Raw genomic sequence first — 26,401 nt, 5'->3', positions numbered from 1 at the left:
TGTTCGCCCCAGCCGTTGCCGGCTGCATTACTCCATCTTCTCCCATATTCCGCATTTGTCACTACTTAAGACGTCTTTTTCTGCAAGAAGAATTCCGGCTTGTCCTTCGACGGCGCCACCGGCCGCCTTTTGGCCGCCATCCGGCCCTTTGACACTCCAGATGCAGCCTTCCGGGGGCGTTTTCCGGAGATGGAATCTACCGGCGGCCAGGCCGCCGTCGCCCACTGCATGTTCGCCGTCACCGGCGCGGGCGCCGGCGGCCCACAGTGCAATGATCTTTCCTTGGGGCGCTTTAGGGCACAGCTGGCTGGCAGCCTGCAGGAGCTGGCGGCTGCTGCCGCCAAAAAGCTGCGAAGCGGAATCATCGCTGACGCGGGTGCAAAGTCCCAACGCCGCCAAGTAGGACTCCAGGCCTTGGGTCGGGTCCTTGCCGGGCTCGGCGATGGCAATGATCCTGGCTTCGTCTTCGGTGGGTTCGTAAGGTTGTGGACCCTGGTAGTTGGCCGTGCAGGAGTCCAAACGCACATAACCTGACGATGCCCAGACCTCGGCCAGGCTCGAGTAAGTGGTGTCGGGTACGCCATTGAGGCTGGTACAGGAGTAGGAGAAGCGGCCCGAGTCGTCCGGATCGCCGGCACCCTGTCCGCTGCCTTCGCCTGGGTCGCTGGAGGGATCTGACGGAGTTTCCGACGGCGGTGCGGACCGCGACGGAGAGGTCGGGCCGGCAGGGGCTGAGGACGTGGCGGACGTCGTGGGTGTTGGCCCCGGAGCTGAGGAACAGCCCGAAGCAAGCAGCAGCACCGCCGCAGCTGCGCAAAGGTAGTGAAATCGCATCAGGGCCTCCAGCTCCATGGTTCTCCGGAGCAGTCAGCCGGGTCAATGGAATGCCCGGCGAATCGGGTATCGATACCGCTACGGTTTGTGCAGCGGGTGACGCAGGAGTAACGAAGGCCCCGGCCAATGGCCAAGGCCTTCGAACCGCTTCTGCTTTACAGGGCCAGCATCTACTTAGGCCAGCATCGAGTTCAGGGTGTTGATAATGGTGGCTTCCACACCGCCGGTTCCACCGATGAAGTGGGCAATGTGGCCGTAGACGGTCATCGACCCGCCAGCGATCCCGGGATAGTCGGGATCCCATCCACCCTCATAACTTCCGCCCACCGAGTATGGCGGCAAAAACTGGGCGCTCGGCAGGTAGTAGCAGGACTCATTACCGTAGCCGCCCACAATGACGCCGTTTGCTCCGCCGTATTTCGAACGGAAATATGCTGCGTAGCCGCTGACCAGCTCCCCGCCGACAATGCCGATTTTCAGTTGCGGGCTTCCACCGAATTTCCAGACCTGGAACGGGCACGTGACGGTCGTGGCGTAGCTGCCGCTGTCGATTCGTCCGATCATGACCTGGGCGTGGCGTCCGTACCAGGCAGGGTTGCCGTCGAGGTTCGGCAGACGTGAAGCGTAGGCGGCCCTTACCGCTGCAAGGTTTCCAGCCGTGGGCGTGATGTCCAGCGGTATCTGGATCTCTTTGTAGCTTGTCTGCAGCGGACTGCCGATGGTTCGACCGGCAGTTTGCATCGCGATCGACACGGCTGAACCAAGTTTGGTGGCATATTCATCGCGAAGGTCCCAGCTGGGCTCACCCATGGGGTTTTGGTCGCCGGCTGCTCCTTGGAGGAACAGGGCAAAACAATTCGTGTTGTTGTTTTCGATGTAGTTGCAAGCTCCTGCCGGGAAATCTCCGTCGAACAGAGTCCGCATACCGGCAGCCACTGGGTGGCAGGCATAGTTGAAAATGACTGCTCGTGCTTTCCCGTTCGAGCGGCGGGCGACAATGACGGGAACCGTGTCTTCCAGGTACGGCAAACCCGCCCTGTTGTAGGCGATGCTCGCCGTCGTGACCTTGTAGTCGAGCGTAACCGCTGTCTGCGCGTTGTTCAGTGCTTTCTGGGCTGCATCCACGAGGTCGTCCTCGAGCTGCTTGCTGTAGGTTTCCACCATCGACAAGTCAGACAATCCGTAGCACATGAACGGGTGAAGGGTGTCAACCACTACCGGCCCGTTATGGGTGTGTGTCGACTGGATCAGGATGTCGCCGTTGGTCCAGCTTGCCAGCTGAAGGATCCTTGCCCTGGCACTCTGGTGTATTGAATGCGGCAAGGCGAGGATATCCACACTCATGATGAGGTTCGGCGAGCCGTCCTCCCACAGTACGATTGCACGGACCCACAGGGATTCGTAGGGTGCACTGCTGGTTGCCTCACGACCACCGTCCAGGGTCCCGTACCCCGCCATGTACGGATTGACATCTATGGACGGGGAAATACTGACCTTGGCCGTGGAAACGGTAAACGCCATGAAAGATCACTCCTTGATTGTGCGACAGTGGTGACCTTCGTTTGCCCCCAAACAAAGCCCGTTTCCCATTGCGCTGAACAGCCAAAACGTGAGACCACCTTCATTAGACCACGCAATCTTCGGATATGACGCCCATCCATTGCAGCGGAGAGCAATTGTTTCATTTCCGACGCTTTCCGGTGAATACCGGAAAGGGCCCGCATGCTCCATTCTGGAGTTTGCGGGCCCTTCCCAAGAGCTCGTTCCTTGCTTTGGCTACCTTGCTGCCGGTGAGAGGATTTTCAGGCCACCCCAGCCGGACCCGATCACGCTGGGCGAGCCCCATGTACGGTTTTGCCCGACGGGGTAGTAGCGAAGTTCACCGCCGGTTGTTCGACCGATGATTCCGGTTGAGTTCGCTCCCGCAAATCCGCGGATGGCTCCGTAGCTGTTGATGACATTCCATCCCGTCCCGACGGTTGACGGAGCTTCCGTGATGAAAACCCCGCTGCCGTTCGACCGGTACAGCATGAGGTTGCCGGAAGCATTCTTCGCCAGCAGATCGGCGTTGGAATCCTTATCGAAGTCCATTTGGACGATGTCCAGGCCTGACCAGCCTGTTCCGATCTGGGTACGCGTTCCCAGGGCGCCGCCGGAGGGATTGCTGATCTGGAACAAACGGCCTGCCGGGTCATAGGCCACGATGCCCGGCCGGGCATCGGACTTTTTCCACCGTCCCACGGTGAGGGTCCAGTCCTGCCAGCCTGTGCCGAGGCTGAGGGGGGCGCCGAAGCCGCGGCCCTGCACGCCCGGGTACATGCTCAGCCTTCCATCGCTCCATTGCGCGAGGATGTCCAAGGCACCGTCGCCGTTCCAATCGGTCAGGAAACCAGCCTTCAAGCCGGTCCATTGCGTGCCGATGAGCTCAGGAGAGTTCAGGGAGCCGGAGCCTGAACCGGCGTAGCGATACAGGTTGCCGTCCTGCCGAACGGCCAGGACATCGGGCTCGTCAACGCCCAGGGTGGACTCAACATTGACTGGCGCGCCGCCTATGAGCATGGCGTCGTTCCACCCCAAACCAGTCAGGAAGCGGTTGCCCCAGGAGCCGCCCGCGGCCGGGTAATAGTAGAGGTCGCCGTTGGCAGCGCGGGCCTGCAGTCCCTGCGAACCCGCACCATTGAAGCCCGCTGAAGAGCTGACGGAGGTCATGGCCGACCACCCGTTGCCAATGACCTGTGCCGGTTCGGAACGGAACGATCCGAGTCCGTTGCTGCGGAACAGCCGCATGGTACCGTCTGCGGTTCTGGAGACGAGGTCCTGGCTGCCGTCGCCGTCGAAATCCAAAAGGTTGAACTGGTGCCCGCTGAACCCGGTACCGATCTGGACGCCGCCGCTCAGCGCACCTCCCGAAGCATTTTGGTACCGGTACAAGTTGCCGTCGCCATCCTGGCCAATGACCCCGGGGAAAGCATCCCTTGAGTTCCACCATCCGGCGGCCAGTGACATTTCCTGCCACCCGCTGCCCACCTGGATCGGTGTGCTGAAGCCACCGCCGGAGGCACCTCGATAGACCTGCAGTGTGCCGTCGGCCCATTGGGCAAGGATGTCCTGGACACCATCCTGGTTCCAGTCGACAACATGGACCGACAGGGCATTGCCCCAGCCGGAACCGATGGTTACCGGGCCCGATATCCGACCTTGGCCGTCTGCTGGAAAGTTATCGAGCCGCCCGGAGGGCATTGCCGCCAGCACGTCCGCACCTGAACGGATCGAGGGATTTGACGGGGCAGGTACACCGCGGGCGAAGGTACGGAGCTCGTCGTAGGTGCCGTTGAAGATGTTGGAGTCGCCTTCAAAGGGGCCGGTGCTGCTGTACTGCCACATGGAGTAGTCGTTCCAGCTTGCCGGCAAAGACCCGGGCGCGTTGGTGGGGTTGTTCCAGTACGAGGCGATCCACAGGGGATAGTTCCCGAAGGTGCTGTTGCCAACGCAGGTGTTCCACCAGTCGGTGGTGCTGTAGATGACCGGGAATCTGCCGGTCAAGGCCTTGACGGTGTTGCCGAAGTCGGCTGCCCACTGGCCCAGTTGTGCCTTCGACATGTCATAGCAGGTGTTGCCGAAGTAGAAGCCGTTGATGGTGCGTCCGGCGTAGGGGTTGTACTCGATGTCCAGGACCGGCGGGAGGGTGTAGCCATCTGCCGACCAGCCGCCCCCGTTGGCCACGAAGTACCGGGCCTGGTCAGCACCGGATGACCAGTTGGGGATGGCGAAGTGGTACGCACCGCGGACCATGCCGACATTCCGGGAGCCGTTGTACTGCTGGGCGTAGTTTTCGTTGAGGTAGTAGTTGCCTTCGGAAGCCTTGACGTAGGCCCACCGGGAGCCTTGGCTCCATTGGCTTTGCCAGTCGACATTGCCCTGGTGGGCGCTGACATCCTGGCCTTGGATTCCGATGGTCGGACGCCAGTGGTCCGGATCGGCTGCCATTGGTACCAAAGCCTGGACCGCCCCGCCGACGGACTTGGCGCGGGCGGGTGCGGCCGCTTCCTTGTCCTTTTTGGCTGTGACGACCCTGGGGGAGCGCTGGCCCATTTCTGCGCCGCCGGCCGGGATGGACGCCCGCATCGCGGCCTTCATGGTCTCGGCGTCCGGCGCATTGCCCGGCATCGCCTTCGGCTTTGCTGCCTGCGCTTCGGCTTTGCTGTCGGTGCCGGGCGCGGGTGTGGTCGCTCCGCCAGGAGAAAGTTCGACGCCGGTGATAGGCGCTTGCTGGTCAGGCAATCTTCCGGGGGGAGGGCTGTTGTCGGCAGGAGTTGAAGCGGGGCCGTTTCCTGCTGGCTTCGGGCCCTGAGGTGATCCCGGTGCCGGAGCCCCGGAGGCCGGTGCCGGTTGTGGGGCGGGGGTTTGTGCCCAGGCGGGCGCGCCAAGGACGCTGCCGGCCGTGAGGGCGACGGTCAGCGCCAGCCCTATGCGCAGCGAGGGAATGCGTCCCGCCGGGACCATCAATTTATGTTTCATCATCATATCCGGCCCTGTACCGCGGCTCAGCGGTGCATGGTGTGGCTTAGGGACAAGCTTCGGGCGCCTGCGCGTGAGACCATAGGCCAGCTCCTAACGGGCTTTACCCTAACATTCTGAAACACGAGTGACTAGTGGGATTGAGGGTGCTGTTGTGACTGGAGTTTCCTAGTTATCCACATGGCCCCGCGACGGACTTGAGGCCGACCCATGGCTCACTTAGCGTAAGTCACTCGAGATGCGCCTCTCGTTTACGCAATCGTGACCATTGGGGAGAGCTGTGGATGCAGTAAGGATCGTCGAGGGAGAAGTCCGGGAGCTGATCCGGCGTCGAGGCTTGGATCCGCTCCAACAGACGGGCGACGTCCGCTCCCTGGTGGAGGAGGCGGTCAACGACTACGACGAACGGGCCCTCCTTGCACCGCTTCCTCCGTTAGGTCATCTCGAGACTGCCCGGCGCCTCATTTTCGACGCCGTCGCGGGTTTCGGGCCGCTTCAGCCGTTCCTTGACGATGATGCCATCGAAGAACTCTGGATCAACGCTCCCCATGAGGTCTATGTGGCCCGTAACGGGGAGTCCGAACTGACCACCGTGAGTCTGAGCGAGCAGCAGGTCCGTGATCTGGTCGAGCGGATGCTGAAGACTTCCGGACGCCGGCTGGACTTGTCATCGCCCTTCGTCGATGCAGCGCTCCCGGACGGCTCCAGGCTCCATGTCGCCATCCCCGACATCACCAGAAGGCACTGGGCCGTAAACATCAGAAAGTTCACCGCCAGGGCCAGCAGGCTGGAACACCTCGTTGAGCTCGGCAGCTTGTCACCCCAGGCGGCAAGGTTTCTCGGCGCAGCAGTGGCCAGTGGACTCAATATTCTTGTCTCAGGGGCCACACAGGCTGGAAAGACCACCCTGCTCAATTGCCTTGGGGCCCACATTGGCTCCCGGGAACGCGTCATCACCGTTGAGGAGATCTTCGAACTGAAGTTGCCATTGCGTGACGTCATTGGCCTTCAATGCCGTCAACCGAACCTGGAAGGTGAAGGCGAGATACCACTCCGCCGACTGGTCAAGGAAGCCCTGCGAATGCGGCCGGACAGATTGATTGTTGGCGAAGTCCGGGAAGCTGAAAGCCTGGACATGCTGATCGCGCTGAACTCCGGACTTCCCGGGATGTGCACCGTACACGCGAATTCAGCCCATGACGCCGTCACCAAGATCTGCACGTTGCCCCTGCTGGCCGGAGCCAACATCGCCAGCGCTTTCGTGGTGCCCACTGTGGCCTCGTGCATCGATCTGGTGGTCCATTGTGGCCGGCATCAATCAGGGCGGAGACAAGTCACCGAAGTCCTTGCTTTGGGCCGACGGGTGGAAAACGGGATCATCGAGTCATCCACCGTGTTCGGGATGACGGCAGGCCAGCTCCAGCCCAGACCCAATGCGATGCCGGCCGCGGAGAAATTCGCCCGCGCGGGCTTCGATGTCTCCGCTCTGCTCGAGGTGAATTGATGGCACCGCTCCTGGGAGTTCTGTGCGGCTTCGGGCTGTTTCTCATCTGGTGGTCGATGTGGGAGCAGCCGGTTCCAAGGCTTGGAAAAAACAGGCGGCGCGGGTTGGACCAGCTGCTTCTGTCGGCCGGGATAGAAAGGGTTACAGGGCCCACGCTCCTCCTCACCTGCGGGGGCTTTGGCCTGGTTGTAGCTATCGTCTTCTACGTCCTTACAGGATCGCCTGCAGTTTCGTTGTGCTTCGGGTTGTTCGGATCCTGGGTGCCTGTGGGGATCGTCCGCTGGCGGGCACGAAAGCGGCGTGCGGCGCTTCGCTTGCTGTGGCCTGATGTCGTGGACCACCTGCGCTCTGCCATTCGTGCCGGCCTTGCGTTGCCTGAGGCCCTCATCCAGCTGGGCTACAAGGGACCGGAAGAGCTGAGACCGCTTTTCTCTGACTTCGGTGCGGACTACCGCGCCGGCGGGAACTTTGATGGAGCCCTTAACAGGTTGAAAGACCGGCTCGCGGATCCGGTGGCAGACCGAATCCTTGAAGCCCTGCGAATGACCCGCGAGGTGGGTGGATCTGACCTGGGCCGGATGTTGGGAACGTTGTCGGACTTCCTCAGGGACAATGCCCGTACCCGCAGCGAGTTGGAGGCAAGACAATCATGGACCGTTAACGCGGCCAGGTTGGCAGTCGCTGCCCCGTGGATAGTACTGGTAGTGATGGCCAGCCGGCCGGAGGCGATGTTGGCGTACAACTCAGCGGCCGGTGCCATGGTACTCCTGGGAGGCTTGCTGGTCTCGGTGCTCTGCTATTCGTTAATGCTTCGCGTAGGCGCATTGCCTGATGACGAACGTGTTCTTCGATGAGCGCATCATTGGCCTTGGCCGTATGTGCCGGAGTGCTGCTTGGAGCCGGATTCTGGATGGTCCTGGTGCGTCTGCCGTTCATGCGTCGGGTGACTTTTTCCGAGCGCATCAGCCCGCAATTGAAGTCGAGGAATCTTGAATCCCGCCTACTGGCTGTCCCGGAACAAGACCTCACACCTTTTGGTCCGTTGGAACGGATTCTGCGTCCCTTTTTCCGGGACGCGGTGGTGGCAATATCGCGCTTGAACGTCGGGACAGCGGTCGTCTCAAAGCGGCTTGCCCGTTCGGGTTCCACAAAATCGATCCTTGATTTCCGGGTCGAGCAAATACTCTGGGCCGGTGGCGGCTTGGTCCTGGCGTTGTTGGTTGTCGCAGTACGTGCAGCAGCCGGACAGTTCAGTCCCGCCCTTTCATTCGTTGCCGCCATCGGGGCCGCCCTTGGAGGTTACGTGCTCCGCGATTTTGTGCTCAGCCAGCAGATACGGCGACGGGAAAGAAGAATGTTGTCCGAGTTCCCCAGCCTCGCAGAGCTCATGGCGCTGGCAGTGGCAGCCGGAGAGAGCGCGTTGGGGGCCATGGACCGGGTGAGCCGCAGCTCGCAAGGGGAGCTCTCCCACGAGTTCAGTTTGATCCTGGCGGACGCCCGATCGGGGAAGCCCCTTGCTGAGGCACTCCAGGCCTTTTCCGGCCGTGCAGAGTTGTCTCCATTGGTCAGGTTTTTCGACGGCCTGGTGGTTGCTGTGGAACGCGGGACCCCACTGGCCGATGTCCTTCGGGCACAGGCAGCTGACGTCCGGGATGCAGCCAAACGTGAACTGATGGAATCTGCGGGTCGAAAAGAGATAGCCATGATGGTGCCGCTTGTTTTCGGCGTCCTGCCGCTCACAGTCGTATTCGCAGCTTTTCCGGCCATCGCAGCACTGCAGCTGAACCTCTGAGGCTGGTGGCCTCACACCCACCGGATACCTGCTTTCAGTCCGCTCAGGCAACAACGTCATTAGACCACCACGATTGGGGAGAACCATGAGAATCATCGCAAGCACGTTGTCCATTGCAACCACAACATCAGTCCGGACCCTCGCGGCCCGAAGCCTGCTCTCGGGCATTGTCCTTCGGGCCGTCCCAGGGCCTGGGGAACGGGATCGTGGAGACGTGCCTGGCTGGGTCATGATCACACTGATGTCCGCAGCGCTGGTTGCCGGCCTTCTTGCTCTGGCGACGCCTGCATTGAATGACATGTTCAATCAGGCCATGGCAAAGGTGGGCAAGTAATTCGTGGTTCGGCGCGGCAGTATCGGCCGGCCGAGGAACGGGGATCGGCTGTGGTCGATTTCGTGCTGGTCGGAGCACTGTTGACCGTGTTCTTCATGTCAGTCATCCAACTCACTTTGATACTGCATGTCCGCAATACACTCATTGACGCCGCAGCATCCGGCGCGCGCTACGGCGCACTGGCTGACCGGACGTCCTCGGATGCCGAAGCCCGAACGGCAGAGCTGATCACGTCCGCCTTGAACGCAGGATTCGCGCAGGACATCACCACTGCCGAAATGGACATTGATGGCATCCATACGCTGGAAATCAGGGTCAGGGCACCGATGCCCGTTCTCGGGCTGATGGGTCCTGGCGGGTCGATGGAGGTGCGTGGACATGCTGCTCTCCCTGGCTGATCATGCGCAGTCCCTCGGCCGAGGACTCCGGCATAGGGCATGCAGGGCGCTTTGCCTGGCCGGAACGTCGCCGGATAAGCATCTGGATGCCCGGAGCCTCGAACCACAACGGGGGAGTGCGGTCGTGGAGTTCACCTTCCTGGCGATCCTGCTGATGGTGCCACTGATCTACTTCGTAGTGACTATGGGGCAAATCCAGGGGGCATCGTTTGGCGTGGTCGGGGCGGCAGACCAGGCAGCCAAGGTTTTCGTAAGCCAGACGGATCCGGTGATGGCGAAGCTTGCCGCGGAGCAGTCCATAGTGGTGGCCCTGGCTGACTACGGACACACCCCCGAGCAGGCAACCGTGGAGATTTCCTGCGATCAGCCGAACTGCCTGGCGGCCGGGACCAGCGTTACCGTGACAGTTCGCCTGGACGTGCCCCTTCCGATGGTTCCTTTCGGAGACACGCTGCACCTGAACGCCAGCAGACTGAGCGCCTCCGCCACACAAATCGTGGGACGTTTCCGGTGAGCAGGGCAGGTGTACGCCAAACGGCATGTCTTGCCCACTCCGTCGGGACAGGCAACCTGCCCCCGAAGCGCAACAGGCCCGGCGATGACGGTCAAATCACTGTGCTCATCCTCGGATACGTCCTGTTGGCACTTCTTCTGGCCACCGTGGTGATGGCCGCTTCCTCCATGTATCTGGAGCACAAGAAGCTCCTGTCCCTGGCGGACGGCGCTGCGCTCGCGGCCGCGGATTCGTACCTGGTGGAGGACCTTCAAGGCGGGAGCGTGCCTGCTGTGACGCTGGCCGATGACCGGGTGCTGGCCACAGCGGGGTCCTATCTCGAGAAAAGCAAAGCCTTCGCAGCGCATGACAAGCTGGTGGTGGCGGAGGGAACCGGCAGCGAACCCGGTGGCACGGCTGTTGTGGTCCTCAGGGCAGTGGCCCATCCGCCGCTGGTCAGTTTCCTGGTTCCCGATGGGATAGTCATTGAGGCGAAGGCAACCGCACGCTCAAGGTTGAGGCAGTAATGATGGGGCGGGTGGAGATGGAACCGCCAGTGCAGCCCGGCCGATAGCGTACGCTGGGATAACCATGGCTGAAATTGATTTTCCCGCAGAAATCCGCGCACTTCGAGCAACGTACAGCTCCATCGAGAACGTCACTGACGTTGATGCCCTTAAAGCTGAAATCGCCGAACTGAGCGAGCAAGCCGGAGCCCCTGACCTCTGGGACGACCCCGCTTCGGCACAGGTGGTGACGTCCCGCCTGTCCCACCGGCAATCGGAAGTCGAACGCCTGGAGAAGCTTGAGGCCAGGATCGACGATCTCGAAGTCTTGGTGGAACTGGGCCAGGACGAGGGCGATGAAGCGTCCCTGGCTGAAGCTGCCAAGGAACTGGAATCCATTCGCAAGGCCTTGGCTGAACTTGAAGTTGTTACCTTGCTCTCTGGGGAGTACGACGAACGCGAGGCCGTCGTGACCATCCGGGCCGGAGCAGGCGGCGTGGACGCAGCCGACTTCGCCGAGATGCTGATGCGGATGTATCTGCGATGGGCCGAACGTCATGGCTACCCCACCACGGTGATGGACACCTCCTACGCCGAAGAAGCGGGCCTGAAATCGGCTACCTTCGAAGTCAAGGCACCCTACGCTTTCGGCACCCTCAGCGTGGAGGCGGGCACCCACCGCTTGGTGCGCATCAGTCCCTTCGACAACCAGGGCCGGCGGCAGACCTCCTTTGCGGCAGTCGAGGTCATCCCCCTGATCGAACAGACAGACTCCATCGACATCCCCGACAACGAGATCCGCGTCGACGTTTTCCGCTCGTCCGGCCCGGGCGGGCAGTCGGTCAACACCACTGACTCCGCAGTGCGGTTGACGCACCTTCCCACGGGCATCGTGGTCTCGATGCAGAACGAAAAGTCGCAGCTCCAAAACCGGGCGGCGGCCATGAGGGTCCTGCAGTCCCGGTTGCTGCTGCTTAAGAAGGAACAGCAGGACGCCGAGAAGAAAGCCCTGGCCGGGGACGTCAAGGCATCGTGGGGTGACCAGATGCGTTCCTACGTTTTGAACCCCTACCAGATGGTCAAGGACCTGCGGACCGAACACGAAGTGGGCAACACTTCGGCTGTGCTCGACGGCGACATCGACGACTTCATCGACGCCGGCATCCGCTGGCGCACGGGTAACCGCAACGCTGCAGCCAGCTCATAAGCAGGAGGCTGTCAGGAGGTTTCCAGACTCGCCTTTTATTCGACGACACGCCCCCTAAAGCCGCGGGATGCGGGCCCGCCCGTGCGTATAGTCGAATGGCCGGTGCTCTCACTTCCCCCATCGAAAGCCCGCGCTCCGGCTGTTGGACTGGGCGACTAATGTCATGTCCGGCGGGGTACTAAGGGCCATGATCAGATTTGAGAATGTCACCAAGGTCTACGACCAGAATGCCCGACCGGCGCTCGATTCTGTCAGCCTTGAGATCAACCGTGGCGAATTCACGTTCCTTGTGGGCGCCTCGGGCTCAGGCAAATCCACTTTCCTCCGGCTGATCCTCAAGGAAGACAAAGCCTCTGCAGGATCTGTCTATGTCGCCGGCCAGAACGTTGCCAACATTTCGAGCTGGCGCGTTCCCAAGCTGCGCCGCGGCATCGGTGTGGTGTTCCAGGATTTCCGCCTGCTGCCGCAGAAGAATGTTTTCGCCAACGTTGCCTTCGCCATGCAGGTCATCGGCAAGAGCCGCTCCATCATCCGTGAAACCGTTCCCGAGGTCTTGAAGACCGTTGGCCTTGAAGGCAAGGAGCGGCGCATGCCCCACGAACTCTCCGGTGGTGAGCAGCAGCGTGTGGCGATCGCCCGCGCCGTCGTAAACCGTCCGGGGATCCTCCTTGCTGATGAGCCGACCGGAAACCTGGACCCCATTACCTCGATGGGGATCATGGGCGTCCTGGACAAGATCAACCAAAACGGCACCACGGTGGTCATGGCTACCCACGATGACGACATCGTGAACGAAATGCGCCGCCGCGTGGTGGAACTGAAGAACGGAAAGGTCATCCGCGACGAAGCGAAGGCTCTGTACACGTCCATGATTCCGGTGGTCGGCGAGTCCCGTCGACTGCGTGATGCCAGTGGCGAGGAACTCGACCGCGCTCAGGGGGCAAAGCTGTGAGGCTGCTCTTCATTCTCGGGGAAATCGGCAGCGGGCTGCGCCGGAACCTGTCCATGGTGATTTCCGTGGTCCTGGTGACCTTTGTGTCCCTGACCTTTGTGGGTGCGGCGGGCATGCTGCAAATGCAGATCAACCAGATGAAGGGCTACTGGTACGACAAAGTCCAGGTAGCCGTCTTCCTCTGCAATGACGGCTCGACGGCGGTCGGTTGCGCTTCAGGGCCGGCCACCAAGGAGCAGCAAGACAACGTCCGGGCCATGCTGGAGTCACCTGCGGTCAAGCAGTACATCAATGATTTCCAGTTCGAGTCGCAGGCCGAGGCGTACAAGCACTTCAAGGAACAGTTCTCCAACTCTCCGATCGTTGATTCGGTGTCCCAGGACCAGTTGCCGGCCTCCTTCCGCATCAATATGAAGAACCCCGAAAAGTACCAGATCATCAGCGAAACGTTCTCCTCCCAGCCCGGGGTAGAGACGGTCAGCGACCAGAGACAGGTCCTGGAACGTATCTTCTCCTGGATGAATGGAGCGTCGGTGGCTGCCGTAGGCGTCGCCGCAGTGATGATTTTCTGTGCGGTGCTCCTAATTACCACCACCATCCGGCTGTCGGCCTTCAGTCGACGGCGGGAAACGGGAATCATGCGGCTGGTGGGGGCTTCGAAGACCGTGATCCAACTGCCGTTCATCCTCGAAGGGGTCATAGCCGCCGTCGTTGGAGCGGTTCTGGCCTCCGTGACCTTGTGGCTGATGGCCCATTTCTGGCTGAACGGCGACCTCTCCAAGCAATTCCTTAACACCCCGTTCATCTCCTCCACCCAGGTCCTGGTGATTGCGCCGGTGCTGATCGCGCTTGGTGCCGGGCTGGCGGGGATCTCGTCGCTGTTGACTCTCCGGAAGTACCTGAAGGTATAGCCATGCCCTTGTTCTCCGGACTTTCCACTGCTGCAATCGAAAAGGATTCCTGATGACCACGTTGGACCCGATTACACTGCGTAGGCGCTTTGCGTCGGGCCAGGCGCGGATGCTGGGTGCCGTCCTCGCCGTCGGGCTGGCTGTCAGTCTCCTCTCCGGAGCGCCGACGGCCCATGCCGATAACCTCGATGACCAGCAAGCCGCTCTGGAAGCGGAGGCTGCACGGGTTCAGGCATCCTTGGAGTTCGTCGACGCGAACATTGCCAAAGCCGCAGGCGATCTTGTGATCTACCAGGGCCGCCTTCCGGGCGCCCAGCAGGCTCTGCTCGAGGCGCAGGGCCGCGTTGCAAGTGCGGTCAAGGAAGTGGAGGCCCTGGCAGCGCGCGTCGAGTTGGCCCAGCAGAACAAGGCCAAGATCACTGAGCAGCTGGAAAATGACAAGCAGAAGATCACCGATACCAAGAAGCTGATCGGGCAGATCGCGTCCCAGGCCTACAAGTCCGGTGGGGTGCCCACCAACGTCGCCCTCTTGTTTGGCTCCAGTGAGTCCGGCAATTTGACCGAGTCCATGGACCTGGCAGACCAGGCCATGCGAAGCCAAAACGCGGCAATGACAAAACTGACCCAGCAAAATGCCACCAACGTGAACTCGCAGGCCAGGCTCGTGGCTGTAGAGGAAGAAATCCAGGACCTTAAGGCCAAAGCGGACGCCGCGCTTGAAAGGGAGAAATCGGCAAGGGACGAGGCCGCCAGCAAGAAGGCCGAAGTGGACAAGCTGATCGAGGACACAACGCGCCTCAACGGACAGCTGCAGGCAGCCAAGCCCGGCATTGAGGCAAACCTTGCCAAGGTCAAATCGGAGCAGGACTCTGTTGCTGCGGAGATTGTGGAGCGTGACCGGAAGCTGCGCGAAGCCTGGGAAGCAGAACAGCGCCGCCTCGCCGCAGAGGCAGAAGCCGCGGCAGCTGCAGCGGCCGCTGCCGCCGGCAAGCCGGCACCTCCCGAGACGCCGTACGTCCCGCCGGCTGCCGGGTCGCCGTCGGCCTTTGGTCTGCGTCATCCTTTTGCCAGTTACGTTCCCATCACATCCGGCTTCGGATGGCGTGCGACGCCGCCGGGAACCATCGATTTCTACGGCACCGGCGGCTACATGCACACCGGCATCGACTTTGGCGCCCCCTGTGGAACGCCGGTCTACGCTGCCGCAGCCGGCGAGGTCTTTAACTCGGGGTGGAACTCGGCCGATGGCGGCGGCTGGCGCGTCAAGCTCTCGCATGGCGTCGTGCAGGGAAACTCGCTGACCACCATTTACTACCACAACAGCAGCATCGTGGTGGCGAATGGACAGAGGGTCGCGCAGGGGCAGCTCATTGCCTATTCGGGGAGCACCGGTAACTCCACGGGTTGCCACGCGCACTTCGAGACCTGGCTGAACGGCACCGCAGTGGATCCCATGACCCTGCTCTAGGGTCCGTCGGATGTGCGCCGCTGGCGTACACTGGTTCAAATCCGCATTTACTAAGGAGTTCTACCGTGCCCAAGGAAAGTGGCCGTAAGGTAGTGGCCACCAATCGGAAGGCCCGGCATGACTACCATGTCCTCGATACCTACGAGGCCGGCATTGCGTTGATGGGTACAGAGGTGAAATCCCTCCGTGAAGGCCACGCCTCCATGGTGGACGGCTTCTGCACCTTCTACAACGACGAGCTGTGGATGGAGGGCATCCACATCCCCGAGTACAACCAGGGCAGCTGGACCAACCATGCCGCCCGTCGTCGTCGTAAGCTCCTGCTGCACCGCGAGGAACTGAACAAGATCTCGCACAAGATCCGCGAGTCCGGCTTCACCGTGGTGCCATTGCAGCTGTACTTCCTGGACGGCCGTGCCAAGGTGGAAATCGCAATCGCCCGCGGTAAGAAGGACTACGACAAGCGGCAGACGCTGCGCGAGCAGCAGGACAAACGCGAGTCCCTCCGCGAACTGCGTGAACGCAACCGGCGGTGATAACACGCGCAGTGCCGGGCGGGAATGACAAGCCAGCCGAATGCGTTATGATAAGTAGTCCGACAGGGGCCTGAAAGCCCTTGCCGGTTTGGTAACAAAATACGGGGATGATCGGTTTCGACGATGTTAGTCGCGACAGGTGAAGCGGGCCGAGGATGCAGAATTATCTCGTAAACGCTGTCTGCAAACCAATAAGTGCCGAATCTAAGCGCACTGACTTCGCTCTCGCTGCCTAAGCAGTAAGACAGTCCGTCAGCCCGGGGTTGCTATCGCCCCGGTTCCTGGCGTCATTTAGATAGCCACTGCTGTTTGCCTTCGTCATTGAGGTAAACGGGACTTTTAGATGACTGGGCCCGGATCAGCCACCTGTTCGCAGGATGGCTGGGGCCGAGAAAATCCGACGCGAACTGCGCCCGGAGAAGCCCTGACAACACGACATCGGACGGGGGTTCAATTCCCCCCATCTCCACTCTGGGAAAGCCCCTGGACCCTCGCGGTCCGGGGGCTTTTCCGTGCCATGGGGTCGGTGGCACTGGATCCCAACCGCAAACCAGCCGTTCACCCACGGCGTAGCGCGCGCAGGACTACCGGCGCGGCGTCGACCGTTGAACTGGATAGGCGCTTCGCCGGATCTGCCGGCAAGCAGCGCTCGTGAGGCAGCGGGAGGCACAAGATGAGCATCGAGCCGGATTTCGCGATGGAGGACCCGGACGAGGGCCGAGCCCTTGATGATTACTCACGGGTGGTGATCAGGGTGGCGGAGTCCGTAACGCCCCATGTTGCCGCCATCGAGATGATGAGCACCGGCCGCCGGGGCCAGGTCCGCGTCGGCAGCGGTTCCGCAGTGGTCTTCACCGCGGACGGTTACATGCTGACCAACGCCCACGTGGTTGCCGGTCTCCAATCCGGCAGGGCTGTCTTCGCCGATGGCAAGCAGACGGACGTTGAATTGGTCGGGGCGGATCCCTTGTCGGACCTTGCCGTAGTACGTGGACTCAAGTCCACCCCTGCACCGGCCCTGCTGGGCGATGCCGATACCCTGCGCGTGGGCCAACTGGTGATTGCAGTCGGGAATCCGTTGGGACTCGCCGGCTCAGTGACCGCCGGCGTAGTGAGCGGCTTGGGAAGGTCCATTCCCGTCCGGGCCGGCGAGCACAGGAGGGTCATCGAGGACGTCATCCAAACCGACGCGGCCCTCAACCCCGGGAACTCGGGAGGCGCTTTAGCGGACACCAAGGGCCGGATCGTAGGGATAAACACCGCTGTCGCAGGCTTGGGACTCGGCCTGGCCGTGCCCATCAATGCGACAACCCAACGCATCATCGGTTCGCTCCTGCGGGACGGCCGCGTCCGCCGGGCCTATCTGGGACTGGTGAGCACTCCTATCCCGCTCGACGCCACCGCCGTGGTGAGGACAGGCCAGAAAGAAGGCCTGCGGGTGGTGGAGGTCATCGCGAACTCGCCCGCCGAGAAATCCGGGCTGCTGCCGGGAGACCTCGTACTACGTGCGCAGGGCCGGGCGGTGTCCAGCGCGGAAAGCCTCCAGAAGCTGCTCTTTGAAGGAGCCATCGGCCAAGCTTTTCCGTTGACGGTGCTCCGGAACGGCAAGACCGTCCAGTTGACCGCTGTCCCGTCGGAAATGAGTCAGCAGTGACGGCAGCTCAGGCCTTGTCCTCCGGCACGTCCACGACCCCGACAAAGCGGCTGCCCACGCCGTCGTACTCACTCCGGACTTCACCAAGGAAGAGCTTGGGCAGCTCGCTGTTCCTGTGGGTTCGGCAGTAGACGAAAGAAAAGTCAGGCCACCATTTCTTGGGCCGGACAGCCTCGGTGTAGCCGCACACCGCGCAGCTGAGGTGCACCCAGACAGGCCGCTTCCCTGTCCTGTTGGCCCGGGACTGCACCAGCCACGCCGGAGGATTGTCCTGCAGCTGCCGAAGATCAGCCTCGGAGAGGCGGGACGGAATGCCGTGGCGTTGGGCCATTTCCATCGGAATATCAAGGGCCAAGGCGGCATCACGTCTGCTTATCACCATTCAACGATACGGGACGTGGCGGGCGTAGGCTGTGCTCATGACTGACGCTCCTGCCCTGCCACCGAGTACCCCATTGCAAAAACGGGTGCTTGTCGTGGCAATCGTGGCGTCTTTCATCGCCATCCTGGACGGTTTTGTGGTGAATCTCGCATTGCCGGCCATCGGCAGGGAACTGGGCGGCGGCCTGGTCATCCAGCAGTGGGTGGTGGACGCTTATCTGCTGACCCTGGGGGCGCTGATCCTGGTGGCGGGTTCCTTATCCGACCATTTCGGCAGGGCTCGGATCCTTGAGTGGGGCCTGGCCGGCTTCGCTGTCACATCCATGCTTTGCGGTTTGGCGTGGACCGGCGAAATCCTGGTCGTTTCGAGGGCCCTGCAGGGGATTGCCGGCGCACTGCTCGTGCCAAGTTCATTGGCGATGATCATTACGTCCTTCTCCGGGCCCGCCCAGTCCAAGGCCATCGGCCAATGGTCGGGCTGGACCAGCGCAGCGGCAATTGTTGCCCCCTTGATCGGTGGCGCTGCGGTGGACCTCCTTTCCTGGCGTGTCATCTTCTTCATCAATGTGGTTCCGGCAGTGGCGATCTGGCCGGTGCTAGCAGGCCTTCGTTCCTCGGATGCGGCCCGGGACAGGACAAAGCGGATCGACTACCTTGGCGCATTCCTGGCCATGGTCGGCCTGGGCGGACCGGTCTTCGCGTTCATTGAGCAGGGCCGCCTGGGATGGGGGAGCCCCCAAGTATGGGCGCCGCTGGCGCTGGGTGTGCTGGCGATGATCCTGTTCCTGGTCCATGAAGGGCGCACCTCGGATCCCATGTTGCCGCTGGAGTTGTTCGCCATACGGAATTTCGCGTGGGGGAATCTGGCTACGCTGGCCATTTACGCCGGGATATCGCTCGGTTTCTTCGTGATGGGAATCTATCTGCAGCAGGTTGGCGGACTGGGCGCCACGATAGCGGGTGTTGCCTTGCTACCGGGAACCGTGATCCTGATGGTTGGGGCGTCCTACTTTGGTGGCCTCGCCGGCAAGTACGGTCCGCGCTGGTTCATGACGGCCGGTCCGGTGCTCTGCGGGGTGGGCTTCCTGATGTCACTGTCAGTGCAGGAGCCCCTCAATTACTGGACGCAGGTGCTGCCGGGGCAGATTCTTTTCGGGATTGGGCTGGCGACGTTGGTTGCGCCGCTGACGGCAGCCATCCTCGGAGCAGTACCGCAAAGCGAAGCCGGGATCGGTTCGGCGGTCAACAACGCCGTCGCCCGTATCGCAGGCTTGATCTCCATCGCTTTCGCGGGCGTCATTGTGGGGCCGGTCTTCACCAGGCAAGGGCTTTACAACGCCTTGGTGGCAACGGCGGTCCTGTTTCTGGCCGGGGCAGTTGCGTCCGCCGTCGGGATCCGTAACCCGTCCGCGCAGGCGACGGCCGCCGCTGACCGTGAACCTGGCGCAGCGTCCGACGACGGCGGTCCCGCCGGGCGGCGCAGCTGAACCTTTGCTGCCGCGATGGTCAGCGGGCGGGAAGCACGCAGCCCGGGTGGGGGCCTGCGCTCTGAACCCACAAGGCGGAGGCGACTTCGTCAGCGAGATCGAATTCGCGGCCGTTTTGGCCGCCGCCGATCCTGACCACCAAGGCCCCGCCAAAGGGCTTACGGCCCACCACCTCGACAGGAGCGTCCAGCGGAATGTCCTCTGAGGCCAGATACCTCAGGAGTTCGGGGTTGTCATCGCTGATGCGGGTGATGCGGCCCGAGTGTCCCTGGTCGAGCTCGTTCATGCGGTAGGCGTGCGGCAGCTCCACGGTGCCGTCTGCCGAGGGAATGGGATCACCGTGCGGGTCGCGTTCGGGATGGCCCAGCTTGGCAGACATGCGTTCGATGAAGGTATCGGACACAGCATGCTCCAGCATTTCGGCCTCGTCATGGACTTCGTCCCAGCTGTATCCGAGTTCCTCCACCAAGTACGTTTCGATGAGGCGGTGCCTGCGGACCATGGACAGGGCAAGGCGCATGCCCTCCGGAGTCAGGCGGATGGCGCTGTAGGGCTGATGGTCAACCAGGCCTTGGTCCTTGAGCTTGCGGACCATCTCGGACACTGATGAGTTGGCGACGCCAAGGCGCAGGGCGAGCTGCGAGGACGTGATCGGCTTGTCCTGCCACTCCGTGTAGGAGTAAATGACCTTGACGTAGTCCTCGATCGAGGAGGAGGGCGTACTGGTCTTCACACTCCAAGCCTACCGTGGCAAGGCATTGTGGACTTTATATGCCCGCCAGGTCTGCGTCAGGTAGGGCAGCTGGACGGTATCGCCGGGCGCATGGCCGAGGTGTTCGTAAAGGTACCACTGCAGGTTGCCCATGACTTTGGCGCGGGTGGCTTCGTTGGCGCGAAGGTAGTAACTGCGCGACTTGGTCAGCTCCATGATGTCCTCAGGCGTCAGCGGATCCTCCCACTCAGTGAGGTGGCGCTCCAACCTTTGGAATTCCGGACCGATAACTGGCCGGAATCCCGGCTTATGGACATCTCCGGCGTGCATGATGCGGGAGAGCCGGTGGACCCATGGAATGGAAGTATCCAGCTGGTTCCAGATCAGGCCCAATACGCCGTGGGGGCGGAGGATTCGTGCAATTTCCGTGCTCGCCTTAAGCGGCTCGCACCAGTGCCAGGCCTGGGCAACGCTGACGACGTCGAATGCTGAGTCCGCCAGCCCTGTTGCCTCGGCCGTTCCCTCCGTTGCGCGAATACCGGGATAGGCCTTTCGCAGTTGCTCCAACATGTCGGTGGAAGGATCGACGGCGGCAACCTCAAGTCCGCGTTCGGCCAAAAGGGCACTGAACTTACCCGTACCGGCGCCGAGATCTGCCGCTGTCTTTGAACCCCCGGGTACGAGCCATTCCACGGAGTCCAGCGGATAGCCGGGCCGCACACGGTCATAGTGCTCTCCGCCGTCCTGGAAGCTCCGGCCAAGCTCGTGCCGGCGCGAGGCATGGAGCTTGGGTCCACGGGGGCCGGCGGGCCCGGGTATGCCGGGAGCGCCATCCGGTGTACGCAGGGACACGCAGAACTCCTTCACGGGGTAGCCAAAAGATACCCTACGAATTTACCCTCGGTCCGGCATTTACGCTTGCTCAGCTGCGCCGTTGGCCGACGCTGCGCTCTTTAGTCGACAGTGCAGGGAGCTGCGCCCGCGGTTCCCGGGGTGTTGGGCGCCCACTCGGGGTAGGTGCGGTGGTCGTTGGCAGGTACCCAGCGGCCTTCGTCCACCACGTAGTCCCAGCCCAAACCGTTGCACTTGAGTTCCTGGATGCCCGCAAGCAGCCTGGTGGCGTCCTCCAACCGGGAGCCGACGCCGAAGCTTGCCCGCAGGGAACCCGATGGCAGCCCCAGTCGCTTGAGCAATGGGTGGGCACAGAAACGGCCATCCCGGAGGCCCACACCGTGCTCGGCGGCCAGATAGGCGGCGACCAGCCCGGCGTCGAATCCTTCAACGGAGAAGTTGACCACACCGATGGTGTCCTCCGAATCGCTGAAGATCCGGTGGACCGTTACGCCGTCGATGGCCTCAAGGCCCTCGACCAGGTAGCTGCGGATGCCGGCTTCGTGAGCGTGCCAGGCGTCCTCGTCCAGGGTCGCGAGGACCTGGGTCGCTCGGGCGAGGGTCGCCGCTCCGAGGACATTGGGGGAGCCGCCTTCGTGCCTGGCCGGACCCGTGGCCCAGCTGACCGAATCCAGACGGGCCTCACGGACAGCGCCGCCACCTGCCAGGTGCGGGACGCCGGCGTCGAGCCAGTCCGGGCGACCAACAACGACTCCTGCACCGAACGGCGCGTAGAGCTTGTGGCCGGAGAACACGATGTAGTCGACATCCGCTTCTGCGATGTTGACGCGGCGGTGCGGAGCAAGTTGGGCGGCATCCACGACGATCCTCGCCCCGTACTGGTGCGCCAAGGACGCCAGCTGGGCGATGGGCAGGATCTCACCGGTGACGTTCGAGGCGCCCGTTACTGCGAGCAGGCTGACGCCGCCCTGGGCCAGTTCAGCTTCGATTTTGGCTACTGTGCCGGCCAGGGTGGACTCCGCAACGACGCTGCGGTGCGGGACTCCCTGCCAAGGCAGCAGGTTCGCGTGATGCTCAATGTCCAAGTACAGGACCTCGCCAGCGAACTGGCCGTCCTCCTGGGGAAGGCAGCCGGCCAACAGGTTCAGCGAGTCGGTGGTGTTCCGGGTGAAAATGACGGAGTCGTCGGCACGTCCACCAACAAACTCACGGACAATGTTCCGCGAATTTTCATACACCGAGGTGCTGATCTGTGAGGCGAATCCCGCCCCGCGGTGGACGCTGGCGTAGTAAGGCAGGACCTCGTTGAGGTAGGCGGAAACGATCGTCAACGCTGGGGCCGATGCACCATAGTCGAGGTTCGCATAGCGGACGTGGCCACCCTGAATCAGCGGGGCCTGCAGTTCCGCGCCCGTGACGGCAGCGAGCGGACGGGCCGCGGCAGCTGTGGGGGAGTCTTCGATGAAGGAAGGAACGATGTTTGAGTTGAACGTGACAGTGCTCATGGGACCTCACTCAAGAGGGACCCCCTCAGGGGGATCCGCGCTTGCCGCATCCGTTCCGGACCGGCCGGGTCGTCACCCGGGGCACCCCACCGCGAATGGAGGGTTGCCGGCCAGCTAACCGGGGTTTAGCGCTGGCACTCGTGACCTGTAAAAAAGGCTAAGGCACGTCCGTGAAAGGGTCCAAAGCCGGAGAGTTTTGTTAAGCCGATTGTTACGCGGGTTGAAAATTGCCCGTTCTTGCGAATAAAAAGCGGCGGCTGCTCGCAAATGGGGGGCAGCCGCCGTCGAAAATTCGATGAACCGGAGGTGGCCCGGACTCAGGCCGGGGGCTGGAGGAGATCGTCCAATCCGGGGTTCAGGCGCTTCAGGACCTCCGAGTGGAGGATCGAATTCGTGGCCAGGGCGTTGCCGCCGAACGGGCCGTCTTCGCCTTCCAGGGAGGTAAAGCGCCCCCCGGCCTCGGTGACGATGGGAACAAGAGCGGCCATGTCATAGAGATTCAGTTCGGGCTCGCAGGCGATGTCCACAGCTCCTTCGGCCACCATGCAATAGGACCAAAAGTCACCGTAGGCGCGGGTGCGCCAGAGGTCCTCGGTGAGGCCCAGGAACTCGTCCAGGTTTCCACGTTCCTTCCAGCCGGAGAGGCTGGAGTAGGACATGGAGGCGTCGGCCAGGCGGGAAACGTTGGACACCTTCAGGCGCGTTGCCGATGCCAGGGACCGGCCCATGTAGGCGCCCATGTCCTTGGCTGCCCACCACCGCTTGCCCAAGGCGGGAGCGCTGACCACGCCTACAACGGGTTCGCCTTCGTCCACCAGCGCAATCAGCGTTGCCCACACGGGAACACCCCGGACAAAGTTCTTCGTGCCGTCTATGGGGTCGATGATCCAACGTCGCGAGCCGTGACCGCTGCTGCCGAATTCTTCGCCAAGGACCGCATCACGGGGACGCGAGCGCGACAACTGACCGCGGATGGCTTCCTCAGCGGCCTTGTCCGCATCGGTGACAGGTGTGAGGTCGGGCTTGGTTTCGATCTGCAGGTCCAGGGCCTTGAAGCGATCCATGGTCTGGGCGTCGACGGAATCGGCGAGGACGTGGGCAAGGCGCAGGTCGTCGTTGTAGGTGGAAGCGGGTTGGGTCATGCCACCAAACTATCCTGAAACGCCCGCAGCAGTGGGGACGTTAAGGCATATCCCTCAGTTAACCGTGCCCAGCTCTTTGGCTTCCTTGGCCTCCAGGCGAGGGTCCGCGCCCAGGAGGCGTCGCAGGGATGCCAGACGCGCTACACCGGAAGGCCCGGCATGGCCGTCGTTGACCCAAGCATCCAATCCGCAGTTCACGGCGGTCGCGTCATGCTTGCAGCCGCGGTCACAGGTCTCGGTGCCAGGCTCGAGATCCGGGAAGGAGTGCAGTATCCGATCAGGATCCACGTGGGCCAGGCCGAAGGAGCGGATGCCGGGGGTGTCAATGATCCAGCTCCCGGAGGGCGCATCGGCCAACTTGAGGGCCAGGGCCGATGACGAAGTGTGCCGGCCCCGGCCGGTCACTGCGTTCACGCCGCCGGTGGCACGTTCAGCTCCGGTCAGGGCGTTGACCATCGTGGACTTTCCCACGCCGGAGTGGCCAAGCATGACCGTCACTTTCCCGCCCAGGTAAGAGCGGAGTTGGGACACGGCATCCCGTTCCAAACGGGCTGAGAGGCCGTCATCGGAGCGGGCGTCGATGCCGCTGGCCTCGGAATCGGCAGTACGGCTGATGATCACGGGAAAATCGAGGCTGAGGTAGTTCGCCAGCAACTCCGTGGGATCCTTGACGTCGGCCTTGGTGATCAACAGCAAGGGCTCAATGCCGGCGTCATAGGCCGCCACGAGGGCTCGGTCGATGAATCCCGTGCGCGGCTCCGGGTTGGCGGCTGCAACCACCACCACGAGCTGGTCGGCGTTGGCTACCACTACGCGTTCAATCGGATCTGTGTCGTCCGCGCTGCGGCGAAGCAGCGTCCTGCGTTCTTCCACCCTGACCAGGCGTGCCAACGTGTCGGGCGAACCGGAGACGTCGCCCACCAATGCCACAAAGTCGCCGGGAACAACAGGGTTGCGGCGAAGCTCGCGGGCGCGGGCGGCGATGACGACGCGCTCGTCGGGAGTGTCTTCATCCACGATCGCCCGGTAGCGTCCGCGGTCAACGGTGATGATGCGGCCGATGACAGCGTCGTCGTGGCTGGGGCGGTCCTTTGTCCTTGGCCTGGTGCCCTTTTTGTTCGGCCGGATCCGGACATCGGATTCATCCCAGGAACGTGCGTCGCGTCCCATGGTCAGTTGTTGTCCCCATCCGCGGTGGCGGATTCGAGCATCCGCGTCCACATATCGGGGAACTCGGGCATGGTTTTGGACGTGGTGGCGATGTCCTCCACCTCAACGCCTTCGACGGCGAGTCCCAGGATGGCGCCGGCGGTTGCCATCCGGTGGTCGGCGTAGCTGTGCACCACCCCGCCATGAAGGGCCGCAGGGCGGATTACCAAGCCATCGGCAGTCTCCTCGGCGTCTCCGCCAAGCCGGTTGATCTCGGTGACCAGCGCGGCGAGGCGGTCGGTTTCGTGGCCGCGCAGGTGGGCAATGCCGGTCAACCGCGAGGGGCTTTCGGCCAAGGCGCACAAGGCGGCGACCGTGGGTGCAAGTTCGCTGGTTTCGTCGAAGTCGGCGCCCTGGATGGATGCTCCGCCGGTCACGGTCAAGGTTCCCTCATGCAGGCTCACCGTGGCCCCCATGGCTGCCAGGATGGTGCGCCACATATCGCCCACCTGGGTGGTGCCGGCGGGCCAGTTCGGGATCCGGACTGTGCCGCGGGTGGCCAGGGCTGCCGCCAGGAACGGCCCTGCATTGGACAGGTCCTGCTCGATCCGCCGGTCGAAAGCGTTGATGGTGCCGGGAGCTACGCGCCAGTGGTTCGGCACTGAATCATCAACAGTGACCCCGACGCTCCGGAGGACCTCAACGGTCATCGTGATGTGGTCGAGGCTGGGAACGGGTTTGCCGACGTGCTCCAAGTGGAGGCCCTCAGTAAAGCGCGCGCCCACCAACAGCAAGGCGGAAACGAACTGTGAGGAAGCGCTGGCATCGATGACGAGGTGCCCGCCCCGCACCTCGCCGGTGCCTTCGACCTTGAAGGGAAGGGCCGACGGCGTCCTGCCGCCTTCCGCTGCAACCGGTACTCCCAAAGCGATCAGTGCCTCGATGATGGTCCCCATTGGACGGTTGCGTGCATGGGGGTCGCCGTCGAAAATGGTTGCTCCGCTGCGCAACGCAGCCAGCGGGGGCACGAACCTCATCACGGTCCCGGCCAAACCGCAGTCGATGGCGGTTTCATCGCTGGAGGCTGTGGGATCCAGGGGAGTGATTTCCAGGTCGGGTCCGTAGTCGCCGTCACCGGGAACCTCTGTGACCGTAGCCCCCAATTGCCGAAGGGCCCGGATCATCAGCGCAGAATCGCGCGAATGCAGGGGAGCCCGGAGACGCGAGGGACCATCCGCCAAAGCTGCCAACACGAGGAACCGGTTGGTCAGCGATTTTGAACCGGGGACAGTCACTGTGGCATCGACTGGCCCTTTGGCATAAGGAGCCGGCCACAGCGGAAGGTCGGCGGCTTTGCCTGTTGCGGTATTGGCGGAGGTGGTTCCTGTCATGCTTCCTTATGCTCCAACTGCGTTGTCTACGGCCTTGCGCACCGCTTTATCTGCCTTCTTGATCTGCTTGCCGGTCACCTTGCGGGCATCGGCTGCCAGGTGCTCTGCCCGCCAGGCGATGCTTGGCCGCCCTTCAGTGTCCACCGATGCCAGCAGCACGCCGCCGGTCAGTGAAATGTTCTTCAGGAGCTGGGCCTTCCGGGCGCTGCGGGCCTCTTTGGTGCTGATGTCCGCCGAACGCCATTCGACGTAGGAGTTCAGGGCCGATGTCAACGCCAGAACCGTGGCGGCGAAACGGGAAAGCTTGCCGAGTCCGAGCAGCACCCCTGCACCAAGCTGCGCACCTCCAAGAACACGGGCGAGGGTCTTCTCATCGGTTCTGAAGGGAAGTGATTCCGAGGCGCGTCGCAGGACAGGGGAGAGCTGCTTCGCGGTGTCGTCAGCGTTCTTGAGCTTGTCCAGGCCTGCCACGACGAAGCTGGACGCAAGCATGGGCCGTGCGAGAAAACGGATAAAAGACATGGTGTGCCTCCTGGGTGGCTTGCCACACTGTTCGATGATTGTTGTGTTCACGGGGTGCAGTCGGGTTCTAGTCTTGCACCTTTGCGGAATATTTACCCAGCGGCGACCGTTGTGAGTTTCAGGTGCGGTGAAGACCGGACTGCGGCACGTCGT

Annotated in this window: 25 protein-coding genes, 1 other RNA gene and 1 riboswitch; of the genes, 15 read left to right on the top strand and 11 right to left on the bottom strand. The window is 62.5% G+C overall.

The features are described 5' to 3' along the window. Window positions 1-27: 27 nt before the first annotated feature. From N5P29_RS13515 to N5P29_RS13505, 3 genes are all read right to left on the bottom strand, one after another. Window positions 28-834, bottom strand: coding sequence for a hypothetical protein (locus N5P29_RS13515; RefSeq protein ID WP_262275412.1), 807 nt, complete (start codon window positions 832-834; stop codon window positions 28-30). Between the two features lie 174 nt (window positions 835-1,008). Next, window positions 1,009-2,355, bottom strand: coding sequence for a hypothetical protein (locus N5P29_RS13510; RefSeq protein ID WP_262275411.1), 1,347 nt, complete (start codon window positions 2,353-2,355; stop codon window positions 1,009-1,011). 255 nt (window positions 2,356-2,610) lie between these two features. After that, window positions 2,611-5,358, bottom strand: coding sequence for a GH25 family lysozyme (locus tag N5P29_RS13505; RefSeq protein ID WP_262275410.1), 2,748 nt, complete (start codon window positions 5,356-5,358; stop codon window positions 2,611-2,613). A gap of 274 nt (window positions 5,359-5,632) precedes the next feature. Between N5P29_RS13505 and N5P29_RS13500 the strand changes: the two genes are divergently transcribed. The 14 genes from N5P29_RS13500 (at window position 5,633) to N5P29_RS13435 (ending at window position 17,107) form a co-directional block, all read left to right on the top strand. Then, window positions 5,633-6,856 carry a TadA family conjugal transfer-associated ATPase gene (locus N5P29_RS13500; RefSeq protein WP_262275409.1) on the top strand — a complete coding sequence of 408 codons (1,224 nt, stop codon included), beginning with the start codon at window positions 5,633-5,635 and terminating at the stop codon, window positions 6,854-6,856. Continuing rightward, on the top strand, window positions 6,856-7,710 hold the full coding sequence (locus tag N5P29_RS13495; RefSeq protein ID WP_262275408.1) for a type II secretion system F family protein: 855 nt from the start codon (window positions 6,856-6,858) through the stop codon (window positions 7,708-7,710). The genes N5P29_RS13500 and N5P29_RS13495 overlap by 1 nt, the downstream gene beginning before the upstream one ends. Beyond that, on the top strand, window positions 7,707-8,648 hold the full coding sequence (locus N5P29_RS13490) for a type II secretion system F family protein (RefSeq protein WP_262275407.1): 942 nt from the start codon (window positions 7,707-7,709) through the stop codon (window positions 8,646-8,648). The genes N5P29_RS13495 and N5P29_RS13490 overlap by 4 nt, the downstream gene beginning before the upstream one ends. Window positions 8,649-8,733: 85 nt before the next feature. Then, on the top strand, window positions 8,734-8,982 hold the full coding sequence (locus tag N5P29_RS13485) for a hypothetical protein (protein ID WP_262275406.1): 249 nt from the start codon (window positions 8,734-8,736) through the stop codon (window positions 8,980-8,982). A gap of 50 nt (window positions 8,983-9,032) precedes the next feature. Next, window positions 9,033-9,380, top strand: a complete 348-nt coding sequence (locus tag N5P29_RS13480; protein WP_410007877.1) for a TadE family protein — start codon at window positions 9,033-9,035, stop codon at window positions 9,378-9,380. A gap of 124 nt (window positions 9,381-9,504) precedes the next feature. Beyond that, the gene (locus N5P29_RS13475; protein ID WP_315973350.1) at window positions 9,505-9,894 is read left to right on the top strand and encodes a hypothetical protein; all 390 of its coding nucleotides are present in this window, start codon (window positions 9,505-9,507) and stop codon (window positions 9,892-9,894) included. After that, window positions 9,891-10,400, top strand: coding sequence for a pilus assembly protein TadG-related protein (locus tag N5P29_RS13470; RefSeq protein WP_315973349.1), 510 nt, complete (start codon window positions 9,891-9,893; stop codon window positions 10,398-10,400). Before N5P29_RS13475 ends, N5P29_RS13470 begins: the two co-directional genes overlap by 4 nt. Before the next feature lie 64 nt (window positions 10,401-10,464). Continuing rightward, window positions 10,465-11,586 (top strand): peptide chain release factor 2, encoded by a 1,122-nt coding sequence (prfB, locus tag N5P29_RS13465; RefSeq protein WP_262275404.1) that lies wholly within the window; start codon window positions 10,465-10,467, stop codon window positions 11,584-11,586. Between the two features lie 187 nt (window positions 11,587-11,773). Continuing rightward, a complete protein-coding gene (gene ftsE, locus N5P29_RS13460; protein ID WP_262275403.1) occupies window positions 11,774-12,538 on the top strand; it encodes a cell division ATP-binding protein FtsE in 765 nt (254 codons plus the stop codon). Next, window positions 12,535-13,449 (top strand): permease-like cell division protein FtsX, encoded by a 915-nt coding sequence (gene ftsX / locus N5P29_RS13455; RefSeq protein WP_262275402.1) that lies wholly within the window; start codon window positions 12,535-12,537, stop codon window positions 13,447-13,449. The genes ftsE and ftsX overlap by 4 nt, the downstream gene beginning before the upstream one ends. 52 nt (window positions 13,450-13,501) lie before the next feature. Beyond that, complete coding sequence (locus N5P29_RS13450) at window positions 13,502-14,917, top strand: M23 family metallopeptidase (protein ID WP_262275401.1); 1,416 nt, start codon at window positions 13,502-13,504, stop codon at window positions 14,915-14,917. 65 nt (window positions 14,918-14,982) lie between these two features. Beyond that, window positions 14,983-15,453 carry an SsrA-binding protein SmpB gene (gene smpB, locus N5P29_RS13445; RefSeq protein ID WP_262275400.1) on the top strand — a complete coding sequence of 157 codons (471 nt, stop codon included), beginning with the start codon at window positions 14,983-14,985 and terminating at the stop codon, window positions 15,451-15,453. Between the two features lie 103 nt (window positions 15,454-15,556). Beyond that, window positions 15,557-15,925, top strand: a transfer-messenger RNA (tmRNA) gene (gene ssrA, locus N5P29_RS13440). A gap of 201 nt (window positions 15,926-16,126) precedes the next feature. Then, window positions 16,127-17,107 carry a S1C family serine protease gene (locus tag N5P29_RS13435; RefSeq protein WP_262275399.1) on the top strand — a complete coding sequence of 327 codons (981 nt, stop codon included), beginning with the start codon at window positions 16,127-16,129 and terminating at the stop codon, window positions 17,105-17,107. A 7-nt stretch (window positions 17,108-17,114) separates the two neighbouring features. Here the strand turns inward: N5P29_RS13435 and N5P29_RS13430 are convergent, their stop codons facing one another. After that, a complete protein-coding gene (locus N5P29_RS13430) occupies window positions 17,115-17,489 on the bottom strand; it encodes a hypothetical protein (RefSeq protein WP_262275398.1) in 375 nt (124 codons plus the stop codon). Between the two features lie 37 nt (window positions 17,490-17,526). On the opposite strand from N5P29_RS13430, the gene N5P29_RS13425 reads away from it, so the two are divergent. Then, window positions 17,527-18,975: an MFS transporter gene (locus N5P29_RS13425; protein WP_410007876.1), complete on the top strand. Its 1,449-nt coding sequence runs from the start codon at window positions 17,527-17,529 to the stop codon at window positions 18,973-18,975. Between the two features lie 19 nt (window positions 18,976-18,994). Here the strand turns inward: N5P29_RS13425 and N5P29_RS13420 are convergent, their stop codons facing one another. The 7 genes from N5P29_RS13420 to N5P29_RS13390 form a co-directional block, all read right to left on the bottom strand. Next, window positions 18,995-19,708, bottom strand: a complete 714-nt coding sequence (locus N5P29_RS13420; RefSeq protein WP_262275396.1) for a metal-dependent transcriptional regulator — start codon at window positions 19,706-19,708, stop codon at window positions 18,995-18,997. Between the two features lie 9 nt (window positions 19,709-19,717). Then, entirely contained in the window at window positions 19,718-20,539 is an 822-nt protein-coding gene (locus N5P29_RS13415) for a class I SAM-dependent methyltransferase (RefSeq protein WP_262275395.1), read from the bottom strand. A gap of 101 nt (window positions 20,540-20,640) precedes the next feature. Further along, a complete protein-coding gene (locus tag N5P29_RS13410; RefSeq protein WP_262275394.1) occupies window positions 20,641-22,044 on the bottom strand; it encodes an aminotransferase class V-fold PLP-dependent enzyme in 1,404 nt (467 codons plus the stop codon). A gap of 32 nt (window positions 22,045-22,076) precedes the next feature. Continuing rightward, window positions 22,077-22,190: riboswitch (SAM riboswitch) on the bottom strand. Window positions 22,191-22,361: 171 nt separating this feature from the next. After that, the gene (gene hisN / locus N5P29_RS13405) at window positions 22,362-23,186 is read right to left on the bottom strand and encodes a histidinol-phosphatase (RefSeq protein WP_144659826.1); all 825 of its coding nucleotides are present in this window, start codon (window positions 23,184-23,186) and stop codon (window positions 22,362-22,364) included. A gap of 54 nt (window positions 23,187-23,240) precedes the next feature. Then, window positions 23,241-24,356 (bottom strand): ribosome small subunit-dependent GTPase A, encoded by a 1,116-nt coding sequence (locus N5P29_RS13400; RefSeq protein ID WP_262275393.1) that lies wholly within the window; start codon window positions 24,354-24,356, stop codon window positions 23,241-23,243. Between the two features lie 2 nt (window positions 24,357-24,358). Next, on the bottom strand, window positions 24,359-25,726 hold the full coding sequence (aroA, locus tag N5P29_RS13395; protein ID WP_262275392.1) for a 3-phosphoshikimate 1-carboxyvinyltransferase: 1,368 nt from the start codon (window positions 25,724-25,726) through the stop codon (window positions 24,359-24,361). A gap of 6 nt (window positions 25,727-25,732) precedes the next feature. Next, the gene (locus tag N5P29_RS13390) at window positions 25,733-26,248 is read right to left on the bottom strand and encodes a DoxX family membrane protein (RefSeq protein WP_144659828.1); all 516 of its coding nucleotides are present in this window, start codon (window positions 26,246-26,248) and stop codon (window positions 25,733-25,735) included. Window positions 26,249-26,401 lie beyond the last annotated feature (153 nt).

Origin of the sequence: Paenarthrobacter sp. JL.01a, from assembly GCF_025452095.1 — a bacterium.
Classification (GTDB): domain Bacteria; phylum Actinomycetota; class Actinomycetes; order Actinomycetales; family Micrococcaceae; genus Arthrobacter.
The sequence above is the reverse complement of the archived record's forward strand: the minus strand, read 5'-3'. Positions and strand labels throughout refer to the sequence as shown.